4 protein-coding genes are annotated in these 11757 nt (G+C 62.6%); all 4 read left to right on the forward strand.

The genetic code is table 11. From position 1 onward, the window contains the following. Positions 1–286 precede the first annotated feature (286 nt). The 4 genes from ACL02S_RS11655 to pglX all read left to right on the forward strand — a co-directional run bounded on the left by ACL02S_RS11655 (position 287) and on the right by pglX (position 11741). Positions 287–1261 (forward strand): AAA family ATPase, encoded by a 975-nt coding sequence (locus ACL02S_RS11655; protein ID WP_412802376.1) that lies wholly within the window; start codon positions 287–289, stop codon positions 1259–1261. A 376-nt stretch (positions 1262–1637) separates the two neighbouring features. Further along, positions 1638–3791: a S8 family peptidase gene (locus ACL02S_RS11660; RefSeq protein ID WP_412802377.1), complete on the forward strand. Its 2154-nt coding sequence runs from the start codon at positions 1638–1640 to the stop codon at positions 3789–3791. A gap of 153 nt (positions 3792–3944) precedes the next feature. After that, positions 3945–8165 carry a BREX system serine/threonine kinase PglW gene (pglW, locus tag ACL02S_RS11665; RefSeq protein WP_412802378.1) on the forward strand — a complete coding sequence of 1407 codons (4221 nt, stop codon included), beginning with the start codon at positions 3945–3947 and terminating at the stop codon, positions 8163–8165. Then, the gene (gene pglX / locus ACL02S_RS11670) at positions 8166–11741 is read left to right on the forward strand and encodes a BREX-2 system adenine-specific DNA-methyltransferase PglX (RefSeq protein ID WP_412802379.1); all 3576 of its coding nucleotides are present in this window, start codon (positions 8166–8168) and stop codon (positions 11739–11741) included. Positions 11742–11757: the final 16 nt, after the last annotated feature.

Below are 11757 nucleotides of genomic sequence, written 5' to 3' on the forward strand. Positions count from 1 at the left end.
CGACCGCCGCGGTGTGTCGACTAAAGGTCCGGTCACTCTGATGGAGTGGCGGAGCAAGCGCGCCACCGATGAGGACCTAAGAGGAATCATCAACAGGGCAAACGTTGCGTGATGCGGCACCAACAGAAGTGACCGCCCGTAATTACGCTGGTTGTTCCGCCGCAATCGCCGTTATAAGAACCTGTCCACAGGCCGCAAGTCTGCTGTGTGATGATACCGCACCGGCAGCGTTGGACCCGAGCCGAGATGGGTACGCGATGAGTACGGACGTGGGAGGATTAGACCCATGGCGGCATCTGGGGAACACATCAAAGCTCTGGTGCGCAGCCATGCTGCCGGTGATGATGATGCCTTCTATGCCGTCGCACTGCAGGTTGCGGCCAAGGCTGCACGTCAGGGGCACAGCAATCTCGCTGGCGATCTGAAGCGCCTGATCGATTCAGCGCGCCACCAACCGGTCGCGAGGAAGGTCACATCGATTGCCCAACCTCGCGGTGATCTGGCCGAGTTGGTGTCTGCGAGCTTTCCGGATGTCAGCTCGAGAGATCTCATCAGCCCTCCGGCAGTAAGAGACTCGATTTCCGAATTCCTTCATGAACAACGGCAACGGCAGGCTCTGCTCGAGCATGGATTCACGCCGTCGAACCGGCTGCTATTGGAAGGCCCACCCGGTACCGGCAAGACCATGACCGCAGCGGTAATCGCTCATGAGCTGTCGCTACCGCTGCTGACAGTGCGGTTGGACAGCTTGCTCAGCAAGTACATGGGCGAGACGGCGAGCAAGCTCCGGACGGTATTCGACGCGGCTGCAACCCAGCGCGCAGTTTATCTGTTCGATGAGTTCGACGCGCTAGGCGCTCAGCGGACTGGCAACGACGTCGGTGAGGCCCGCCGAATCCTCAACTCGTTCCTTATATTTCTGGAACAAGCCGACACGGAAAGCATTGTGATCGCAGCGACCAACCATCGGGCTATCCTCGATCACGCTTTGTTCCGACGATTCGATCTAGCGATCAGTTACCGCCTTCCTGATCCGGAACAAGCCGCCGAAGTGATGAGAGTTCGCCTCGGCCAGTTAGGCAAAGATATCGACTGGCCAACGGTACTATCAAAACTTCAGGAACCGGAACTGAGTCACGCCGAGTTGGTGAAGGCGGCGGAAACAGCGGCCAAGCAGGCGATCTTGAGGGGGGAACGAAACGTGTCGACAGCTGAATTGATCAAGGCGTTGCGGGATCGCCGGGCGCGTGCCGGTGCCTGATCAACCCGCCCGTTTCCCACACCTGACAGTCACCGACCGCACCGAAGACCATAGCCTGTCTCGAACAGGCGGCCCGCGGACAAAAATCAGGGATGTCGACCGGGCATCTCATGGTCAGAAGCTTCTCGGTGATCTCAGAGGTTCGCTGCATGACGCTGATATGGACCGTGACGCCGCCACTTCCGAATCATGCCCGGAAGAGCTACTAGCAACTGGCGCTGTCATCGTGCTCGATGCCGCCGACTCGGCATTCCCGCTTCAGCTGCATCGACTCGAGCATTGGTCACCACACAGGAAAGTGCCCAAACAGCCCCAATGGTTGCTACTCGCAGTGCATCCCAGTACTGAGGAACGCCCCGAAAGCGCCATTGTGTGGGTGAGCGATACCTACCGCGAGAAGTTCCTCAAACTCTTCGAAGACTTCCTGACCAAGGACAACCCACACGGAAAACCGACCAACCGGTCCCTGGTCGCCAACATCGGGACAATTAAACGAGCAGTGCTGCACGATCTCTGGCAATCCGAGATAGGGCCCCCATTGCGGGGTGTGCACTGGTGGGAGATTTGGCTCGACCGTACGCCCACGGGAGCTGAGGCGCTGGATACCTTCACCCGAGCTCACGGATTGCGTACAGTCATGCGGCGCCTCGAACTGAACGATCGCATGATCGTATGGGTTGAGGCATGCTGGGACCAGTTACAAGCGTTGCCGTTCACCGGAGTCCCCGTCGCCGAGATACGGAAGCCGGAATTCGTCGACACAATCGAGGATCTCACCAGAGAGGAGCATGAGGAGTACACCTCTGACCTGCTCAAACTGATCCAGGCCGCCGACAGGCTGGCGCCAGCGGTGTGCCATCTGGACACAGGTGTGCGGCGATCGCACATCCTGCTGTCGGATTCACTGGCGCCCGCGGACACGCATTCCGTTGTCGACCTCGGTGACATCGTGAAAGAACCGCACGGCACGCAAATGGCAGGTTTGGCTCTGTTCGGTCCCCTCGACGACCTACTGACCAGCACAGAGCCCGTGCTCCTCACCCACAGGCTCGAATCGGTGAAGATACTTCCAGATCCGCCGGTGTCCAATGATCCATTGGCTTACGGATTGATCACCGCCCAAGCCACGGCATCTGTCGAAACCGCAGCTCCAGAGAGGTCCCGGGTATTCTGCATGCCAATCACAGCGCCTCCGGAAACGGGAGGAGGAGAGCCGACCTTGTGGTCGGCCGCTATCGATGCTTTGAGCGTTGGAACCGATATCGGGCAATCGCCGGAAGGGATCGGGCTGCTCGGCGCACCCGATCCGGCAGCCGCACGACTGTTCTTGATCTCGGCAGGCAACACTCCTGTGCACGAACATATCCCAGGAAGCAACTACCTGGATCTCTGCGATAACTCGCCTATCGAAACACCAGCACAGGCATGGAACGCACTCACTGTCGGCGCGCACACCAGACTGACCTCGACCCCCACCGACCCCAGCTTCGAAAACTGGACCTGCCTGGCCGGGGATGGCGAACTCTCCCCACACAGCCGCACCTCCCTGCACTTCGGCGCCACATGGCCGATCAAGCCCGACATCTGCATGGAGGGCGGTAACCTCCTCACCAACGGAACCGACGTTCACGACCACCCCATCGTGTGCGTCCGTACCACCTCCGGCCGCGACGACTTCACTGTGACCAAAGCCAATGCCACCAGCGCCGCGACCGCACAGGCCGCGCGACTGGCGGCCAGGGCCATGGCCGGCTATCCCGGCTACTGGCCCGAAAGCATTCGAGGGTTACTCGTGCACTCGGCAGAGTGGACCCCGTCGATGCGTCAAGAGGTCTACGGCAGCCGTACCAAACGGGCCCGCCAACAGCTCCTGCGGCGCTACGGATGGGGCGTGCCTACTGAACAAGCCGTGCTCACCTCGGCAGCAAACGCCGTAACACTGGTCACACAGGACGAATTCGTCCCCTTCAGCGGACCGAAACGGGTCTCACGCAATTTCCGGCTGCACGACCTGCCCATGCCGACAGCCGAGCTCTACGCACTCGCTGAAGCCGAAGTGCAGCTGCGCATCACACTGTCGTACTTCATCGAACCCACAGCCTCCCGGCGCGGCTGGAACAGCCGCTACGCCTATGGCTCGCACGGGCTGCGGTTTATCTTGCGCAGTCCTCTCGAAACTGATGTGCAGCATTTCATCGCGAGGGTCAATCAAGAGGCGCAGGACGAGGAAACCGGCAGCCGACCACCGAGTGGCTCACACCACTGGCTGCTCGGCGAAAAACAGCGCACACACGGTTCGCTGCATCAAGACATCTGGGAAGGGTCTGCGGCCGACCTCGCCAAGTGCGACCGCATCGCGGTCTATCCTGTCGGGGGCTGGTGGAAAAACAATAGCCGCAGCGAGAGAGTCGACCAGCCTGTCCGCTACAGCCTCATCATCTCGATCCGCATAGGCGCTGAGGTCGACATCTACACACCGATCGCGGCCGAGATCGCAGTTCCCACAGCGCTGGGAATCACTCTCCCCTGAGCCGGACGATTGCCGATCCGAAACGCGCCGCCACCGCGGCCGGCTCGGCAAGATAGTCTTTCGACGGACACACAGGATCGAGTTCGACAGAACGCCGGTTCATACATGACGGCGGGAGCGAAGGGGTGACGCCGAATGCAGGGCGGCCGGTGGGTGGAAGAAAGTCCCTCGCGGTTCCCGCATGAGCGCGAAGGTTTGCAGATCGTCAGGGATCTGCTCCCGGACGCACCGCCCTATCGGGCGTGGTCGAATTTCGAGTTCCGGGATCAGGATGGACGCTGGCATGAGGTCGACCTGCTGGTGCTGACCCGCGGTGGAATGTACTTGCTCGAGCTCAAACATTTCTACGGCACGATCAGCGGAGACGACAAGCGCTGGAAACGCAGTCACGGCAAGAATGTGTCCTCGCCGCTACTGCTCGCTCGCCGCAAAGCCCAGTACCTCGCAAGCCAGCTGAAAAACGAACTGCACAAAGTGTCCAAGGGCAAGGCGCCATCGCAGACCGTACCCCACATCCAGGAATTGGTATTCCTGCATCACGAGCACACCCGCTGCGAGCTACCGCTCGCCTCACGCATCAACCTGTATGGTCTCGACAACCACGATCAGACGTCCGGTTTGCCCGGAATATCGAGCATCCTGCTCGCCCCACCCCAGAGTCAGCCGATCTCCGAGAAGCAGTCCGACCTGCTCGCCGGCCTCATCCACTCTTTCGGCATCCGCGCGCAACGCTCTCGCGAAGTCGGCAACTGGGTCATCACCGACGACACCCTCGGCGAGGGCGACGGCTGGCAGGACTGGCCCGCAACCCATTACGTCGACGATACCCGCAAGGCCCGGATCCGGTTCTATCCACCGGTCCCCGGCGCCACCGATGCGGAGATACACAAAGGCAAACGCGCTGTCACGCACGGTTTCCGGCTGCTGAACCGGTTACGTCACGATGGCCTGCAAGTGCCGGTCGAACTGTGCGAGGATGCCGAGCTCGGGGTCGGCTGGATCTTCGATGATCCGAAAGACTATGCGCGCCTGGACCTCTGGCTGCTCGACAAACAGGCTGGTCTGAGCCTGGACCGGCAGTTAGAGCTGCTGAACCGGATCGCCACCGTCGTGCAGTACGCCCACCGGCACCGCGTCGTGCATCGCGGGCTGAATCCGCAAGCAGTATCAGTGAAGGAACGCGGCGACGTGCTGCTCCCACTGATCTCCGACTGGAACACCGCCGGCGTACTGCCCACCGGGACGCTGGACACCGGTCTGCGTGGTCTGCCAGCCAGCCCGTTGTCCGGCCTGGCCGGCGACCGTCTCGGAATCGCCAAGCTGTACGCCTGCCCGGAGGGCCGTACGAGCTCCGACCCGGCACGCGTGGATGTCTTCGGCCTCGGAATTCTGGCGTTTTACCTGGTCACCGGTGGCGCTGCCCCGGCCGCCGAACGCGGCGAACTGATGACGCGGCTGCGGCGCGACAGCGGCTTGGACGTATCTGCGGAGCTGCCCCAGGTGCCGTCACCATTGCGCAAACTCATCCTGGAAACCACCCGCCCGAGCCCGAGTAAACGGCTGGGCACCGTCGCAGAATTCTTGAAGCAGCTGGATGCAGTGCGCGCCGAACTGGTCGGGGTGCCGGGGCGAACCGATCCGCTGGAAGCCGGTCCTGGCGACACCCTCGGCCGGTTCGTCTACAAGCAGCGGCTGGGGTCCGGGTCGACGGCAGTCGGCCTGCTCGTCACCGACGAAGAGGCGGCGAGCGCTCAGCGAGTGCTGAAGGTCGCCAAGGACGACGCCGCAGCAGTGCGCCTGCTCGAAGAGGCCCAGCTGCTGGTCAAGCTCGATCACGACCGCATCGTGCGGTTCATCCAGCATGCCGAGGTGGGTGGCCGCACAACGCTCGTGCTGAGCTTCGCCGGCGCGACCACCTTGGCCGAGGAACTATCGGTCAAGGGACGACTGTCGATCAACCTACTGGAACGGTGGGGAACCGACCTCTTATCGGCCGTGCATGAACTCGAGCAGGCCGGTCTCGCGCACCGCGATATCAAACCGGCAAATCTGGGTGTGTCCAACCACAAGTCGGAATCCCACCTGACTCTATTCGACTTCTCCATGGCCGGAGTAGACGCCCGCGACGTCGAGGCGGGCACCCCGCCCTATCTGGATCCGTTTCTCGGTACACCCGGCCGTAGACAGTACGACAGCGCCGCGGAGCGCTATGGTGCAGCGGTCGTGCTGTACGAGATGGCGACCGGGACTCTGCCTCAATACGGTCCGGATCCGGATGCGAATCCGGCTGCGGTCGAGCACGACGTCACGATCGACCCGGCACGATTCGAACCGGCCGTGGCAACGGACCTGAGTGAATTCTTCACAGCGGCCCTATCCCGGGAGACCTCCCGCCGTCCGGACACCGCCGAGGAGATGCTGCGGGCGTGGCGCCAGGTGTTCAATGCGCTGGACACTGCTCCGACGGTCGTGGAACCCGATCGTCAGGTCGGCGAGACAACACCGCTAGCCGATTCTGGTTTGAGTGTGCGCGCAGTATCCGCGCTGGCGACCCTGCAGGTATCGACCATCGGGGAGCTACTCGCTCTGGACTCCACCAAGCTGAACCGGCTGTTGTCCAAGGAAACCGCCACCACTCGCAAGGAGATCACCACTCGTTACAAACAGTGGAAACAACGGCTGGGCGCCCGGAAATCATCGGCCCGCACCGAACTCCCCGGCCTGTCGGAAGCGGTCGATCTGCTGTTGATCTCGGTCGGCACCGGCAAACGCACACGACGCAAGGCGAAGGCGGCGAACTCCGATGCCGACAACAAGTCGACCCGGCGGCAGGCCGCCGATCTGATCCTCGGCAGGTCCAGGCGCCTGGATGCCTTCGCCAGTGCGGCGGAGCTCGGCGATGCGCTGGGGATGACGCCAGCCCGCGGCGACCAGCTACTGAAGGAGCTGCAGGAGGATTGGGGCGCCGTTCCCGCGGCTGCGGACCTACTCGACAATGTGGCAGCCGTAGTGACCCGGGTAATCGATGATTTCGGCGGGGTAGCCGCCGTCGACATGCTCAGCGCTGAGGTGCGGGCGCTGCTCCCCGAGGCGGTGGGCACCGACGAGTACGTGGCCGGTCGGGCCGCCGAGGGCTTGGTGCGGGTCGCCTTCGACCGGCTCAGCGAACACGAACGACTGGACGACGCCCGCAAGCTCGTGCGCCGCCGGCACAATGGCCGCCTCGCCCTGGTCGCGGGGGACGAAAAACTGCTGGCCGCAGCCGAACGCGCAGGACGGTGCGCCGACGATCTGGTACGCGGCGTTCCGGCAGGGGTCATCGCGCCTGCGGTCGCGGCCAGGGAGGTGCGCGAGGCATACCTGCAGGGATACCGCAGTGCCGCGCCGGGTGTGCTCGTATCACCGCCCCCGGACGAGCGGCTGATCCGCTTGGCGGCCGCTGCCTCCCGCCAAGCCGTCGTCTCCGGTCGCGGCGAATTGCACGGCAAGTACATCGCACCGGCGGCGATGATCCGTATCGCCCTGGCCGGACTGTCGCAATCGGAATCCCTCAGCACAACCGAGTTGCGCCAACGCGTGGCCGCACGGTTCCCGGTACTGGACAAACTGCCGATGCGCCCGGCCCTTGATGTCGTCGTCGCCAATGCCGAACTCGGTCTGGTCTATGACGAGTCCGCCAAGGTGTACCGGTTCCGAGATGTCGAGCCACCCGGGACCACCGGGTTGCCCACCCGGAAGTCCACCACCGGCGCGGTCCTGCCTGCTCCGGACGCCGAACCCGTGTGGACCGGATATGCGGACAGCACTCGCGCCACGATCCTGCGCCGCTCGATCGACAGTTACGGTTTCCTCGCCATCGGCGTCCCTGTCGGCCGCGCTGACGATCACACCCGCGCCGCCGAGCAGCTGGCCGGCCGTTACGGCGGCGACATCCTGGACGTCGCCGGCGCGATGGTGACCGAGATCCGGGAGTTCACCGACGGCCGGGTACCCTGGCCCGACGTGTTGACCGCCGACGCCGCCGATGCGGCCCCCCGTGACGCCAGGGGGCTGCGCACGGTCGTGGACCGCATCACCCCAGCAGTCCTGGACCGCATCGATGCAGCGATCTTCGCCGAACCCGGGTCCGCGCGGCCGCTGATCCTCACCGAACTGGGACCGCTGGCCCGCTATGGATTCCTGCCGCGTGTGGCCCGCTGGAGCGATCTGACCGCACCGCGCCGTCGCCCGATCTGGGTGATCCTGCCGGAACTGCACCAAATTCGCGGCGCCCAGGTGGACGGTCTGCCGATCCAGCTCGGTTCTCTCACTGGACAGTTCGTCGAGTACCGGCTCGGTGCCGACGCCGCCGACCCGGAAAGGGTGATGAGGTAGATGACCGGCATCGTCGGCCTGGTTCCCGCGCTGCGCAAACTGGTGCTCACGGTGGAGGGCGATCTGCGTACGCGGGTCGACGGGGCGGAGGTGGTGGCGCGGCAGGCCGGTGCGTACGCAACGTGGCGCGGCGAGTACGACGAGGCCTTCGTGGCCCGTCGCACGGCCGCGTCCTGGGAAGCATGGCGCGACGAGCGGGTGTCCCAGTCGGCCGTGGCCTGGGTACTGCTGACCGTCTTCGCCCGGTATGTGGAAGACAACGCGCTGGTCACGCCGCGCTGGATCGCGGGTGCGACCCCTGACGAACGCCGCAACGCCATCGACGCACGGCAGACGTACTTCGCCGAGCAGACCACCCCCGAGTTCATACCGTCGGACCGGGAATGGCTCGAGCAGATCGTCACCCATTTCGCCCGTTACGACGCCACCCGCGCGCTGGTCGACGAGTATTCGCCACTGCACCGTATCGCGCCCTCCGGTGACGCCGCCCGGAAAATACTCGAATTCTGGTGGGAAACCGATGAATCCGGCGAACCATGGTGGAGTTTCACCGGCGTCGATTCCCGATTCCTCGGCGATGTATACCAGGACCTGTCCGAGTATGCGAAGAAGACGTACGCACTGCTGCAGACCCCGGAGTTCGTTGAGGAGTTCATCCTCGATCAGACTCTGACGCCGGCTTTGGCGGAACGGCCGCTGGAAGGGTTCACCGTGATCGACCCGACCTGCGGGTCTGGGCATTTCCTGCTCGGGGCGTTCCGGCGGCTGCTGCGGGAATGGGAGCGGCAGGCACCGGCGTTGCCGGTGCGGGTGCTGGTGGGGAAAGCTCTGGGGAGCGTGTACGGGGTGGACATCAATGCGGCGGCCGTCGCGATCGCGCGGTTCCGGTTGTTGCTCGCGGCACTAGAGGCGAGTGGTGGGAGCCGGATCGAGCAGGCGGTCGACTTCGAGCTGAATTTGGCGACCGGGGATTCGTTGTTGTGGGGGGCTCGCCAGCAAGCACTGGGCGACCTGATGACTTTCGGTCTCACACAGTTCGCGTACTCTACTGAGAATGCCGAGTCACTGACAGATATCTTGCAACGGGAACACGATGTAGTAGTAGGGAATCCGCCTTATGTTACCGTCAAAGATTCTGCATTGAACTCGACGTATCGGCTGTTGTACTCTACTTGCCACCGGCAATATGCGCTGACTGTTCCGTTCATGGAGTTGTTCTTCGATCTAGGTTATACGGATCAGCGCAACCGCAAGGCGGGCTGGATGGGGCAAATCACCTCGAACTCGTTCATGAAACGCGAGTTCGGGTCGAAGCTGATCGAGGAGTTCCTTGCCAAGCGGGATCTGCGGAAGGTCATCGATACGTCTGGAGCGTACATTCCCGGCCACGGGACTCCTACTGTAGTCCTGATCGGCCGTAACAGAGCACCAATGGGAACCTCCGTACAGGCTGTGCTCGGGATCCGCGGAGAGCCCGGGCGTCCAGAAATTCCAGCTCAAGGAGTCGTATGGACATCGATAGTCGAGAATGCCTCAAAATCCCATTATGAAAGTGACTGGATCAGCGTTACCAACCTCGAACGAGCAACCCTATACACCCATCCATGGAGCATCTCAGGCGGTGGCGCAGTCCAGACACTCGCAACAATCGAGGAGAGCAGTAATTCGCTTTCTTCAATGCATGTCAACATTGGAAGCGTAGTGATACCGGGCGAAGAATCAGCATTTGTGGTACCTGACAAGAAGTCAGCCGACCGCAACAAGCTGACTGCCATTCCAATTATCGAGGGCGACCGCGTGCGGGACTACTGCACCGAGGAGCCCTCCTTGGTGACATGGCCTTACGATCAGTCTCTGTCCCCTTCGATCGAGCCCAATATCGAAAAACGCCTTTGGCCGTGCCGTAGGGTACTACAGAGAAGGAAACGATTCGGGGTACCGTTCGATGAAATTAAGGACATCGAATGGTGGGAGCTTCGAGAAGTATATCCCGAAAGGATAAGGATTCCACTTGGAATAGCGTATAGCGAGGTGGCGACACATAATCATTTCGTCCTCGATCGCGGCGGAAACGTGTTCAAGCAGACCGCGCCGGTGATAAAACTTCCAGAAGAGGCGAGTGAGGACGACCATCTGGAGCTGCTCGGTGTGCTGAACAGCTCTGTAGCGGCGTTCTGGCTAAAGCAAAATTGCCACAGCAAATCCGGAAATGGGATCGGCCGCGGGATCGCCGACGAAGCGTGGGAACAACGATATCAGTTCAACGGCACTACAGTTGGCAACTTTCCACTACCCAAAAATTTTCCTCTGCACCGGGCAAAAGTCATGGATCAGACCGCTCAGCACCTGGTCGACCACACGCCGGAAAAGATCGCGGCCCACTCAACCCTCACCACCGAGTCTCTCGACTCAGCCCACGCCGAATACCACCATCTCCTCCACCGAATGATCGCCCATCAAGAGGAACTCGACTGGGAGTGCTACCGCCTCTACGGTCTCATCGACGAGGACCTCACCTATCAAGGCGCCCTCCCCGAAATCTCCTTGGGCGAGCGGGCTTTCGAAATCCTACTGGCTCGCCGCATGAAGGACGGCGAACACACCGCCTGGTTCGAACGCCACCGTTCCACCCCCATTACCGAGATCCCGCAGCACCTCCCCGCCGACTACCAGCAACTCCTGCAACACCGCCTGGACACCATTGCCACCAGCCCGCATCTGCGCCTGTTGGAAAAACCTGAATACAAGCGCCGGTGGGCCACCGAGCCGTGGGACAAGCGCGTCACCGAGGCCCTGCGTGGCTGGCTGCTGGACAAGGTGGAAAATCGCGCACTCTGGTTCGACCGGGACAACCGCCCTACCCCGAAAAGCGTCGCCCAGCTCGCCGACGAGCTGGACCGCGACCCCGATTTCGCCCGGGTCCTGCGCATGTGGGCGCAGTCACCCGAAGCTTCCACCAGCGCTGCCCTGAAGAAACTCCTCACCGAAGAGGGTGTGCCGTTCCTCGCCACTTACCGCTACAAGCCTTCCGGTCTGGAAAAACGCAAGGCATGGGAGCACACCTGGACCGAGCAGCGGCGCGAGGATGCCGGCGAAACTCTTGACCAGCCGATTCCCGTCCCACCCAAGTACAAGCCGACCGATTTCACTAAACCCTCCTATTGGTCCCGCCGCGGCAAACTCGACCTCCCGAAGGAGCGTTTCATCTCCTACCCGAATGCCAACCGCCCCGAGGACAAGTCCGAACTCCTCGGCTGGGCCGGCTGGAACCATGCGGAGCAGGCCCTCGCCCTGGCCGGGATCATCGGCAGCCGGATCCAGGACGGTGCCACCGAGGCCACTCTCATCCCCCTGATCGCGGGCCTGGTGGAGCTGTCTCCATGGGTCCGGCAATGGCACAGCGAAATCGACCTCGAATACGGCATCAGCATGGCTGATTTGATCGACGAGCAGATCCGCGCCCGCTGCGTCGAACTCGGCATCTCCCCGGAGGACGCGGCGGCGTGGCGGCCAGAGCCGGCCGGGCGGGGCCGCCGGACCACCGGACGCACCAAGGAACCCGAGACCCTGCTATGAACGTCGTGCGGAACAA

Source organism: Nocardia spongicola (assembly GCF_047200775.1).
Classification (GTDB): Bacteria; Actinomycetota; Actinomycetes; order Mycobacteriales; family Mycobacteriaceae; genus Nocardia.

Bases quoted from the DNA above. Each gene is read 5' to 3' on its own strand.
- pglX (WP_412802379.1), top strand. From the start codon at position 8,166: ATGACCGGCATCGTCGGCCTGGTTCCCGCGCTGCGCAAACTGGTGCTC.
- ACL02S_RS11655 (WP_412802376.1), top strand. From the start codon at position 287: ATGGCGGCATCTGGGGAACACATCAAAGCTCTGGTGCGCAGCCATGCT.